1 protein-coding gene is annotated in these 920 nt (G+C 77.0%); it reads left to right on the top strand.

Features of this window, described 5'->3' with window-relative positions; translation table 11 throughout:
- Positions 1–195: 195 nt before the first annotated feature.
- Positions 196–861 carry an A24 family peptidase gene (locus tag GL263_RS27280; RefSeq protein ID WP_438948015.1) on the top strand — a complete coding sequence of 222 codons (666 nt, stop codon included), beginning with the start codon at positions 196–198 and terminating at the stop codon, positions 859–861.
- The last annotated feature ends 59 nt before the right edge of the window (positions 862–920 follow it).

The raw sequence follows: 920 nt of genomic DNA, 5'->3' as shown, positions 1-920 counted from the left end.
GAGAGGGATGGCCGCCCCCGGCGGGGGCGATACCCTCCCGGTGTGCCGGGGGAGTCGACCGCGTTGACCTTGACCACGCTGACCACACTGACCGCGCCGACCGCGCCGACCGCGCCGACCGCGTCGGCAGAGCCGTCCGGGCTGTCAGAGCTGACCGGGCTGTCAGGGGCGACCGCCTCGCCGTGGGCGTGGGGGCTGGTCGCCGCCGCGGCGGCGTACGGGTGGACGGTCGGCGCGCTGCTGCTGCCCCGGGCCGCGCACCGCTTTGCCGTCCCGCCCGGCGAGCCGTGGCGGACCGACCGCCCCGCCGCCTCCGGCCGCTCCCGGCTCACCGCGCTCCCGGGCCCGGTCACCGCCGCGGTCTGCGCGCTCCTGGCGGCCGCCGTCGGGCCCCGCCCCGAGCTGGCCGTGTGGGTGGTACTGGCACCCGCGCTTGTCCTGCTCGCCCTCGTGGACGTCCGGGTGCGCCGGCTGCCGGACGTCCTCACCCTGCCGACGGCCGTGGCCGGCGCGGCGCTCCTCGGAGTGGCCGCCGTGCTGCCGGGCGCGGCCGGCAGTTGGCCGGGGGCGCTGGGGGGCGGCCTCGTCCTGGGCGGCGGCTACCTCGTCCTCTTCCTCATCCATCCCCGCGGCATGGGGATGGGAGACGTCAAGCTCGCGCTCACCGTGGGGGTCGCTCTTGGGTGGTACGGCTGGACGACCCTCGCGGTGGGGGCGCTCGCCGGTCTGCTGCTCGGCTCCCTCTATGGAAACGCCCTGCTCATCGCGGGGAGGGCCGACCGGAAGACGGGCATCCCGTTCGGCCCCTTCCTGGCGGCCGGCGGCCTGCTGGGGGTGGTCTTCGGCGGACTCGCCGGGTGAAACACGGTCGGGATCGCACGAGCACGCCCGGGAAGGGGCTATGGTGGAAACCCCCCCTC

Source organism: Streptomyces durbertensis, from assembly GCF_014156695.1.
Taxonomy (GTDB): domain Bacteria; phylum Actinomycetota; class Actinomycetes; order Streptomycetales; family Streptomycetaceae; genus Streptomyces; species Streptomyces durbertensis.
The sequence above is the reverse complement of the archived record's forward strand: the minus strand, read 5'-3'. Positions and strand labels throughout refer to the sequence as shown.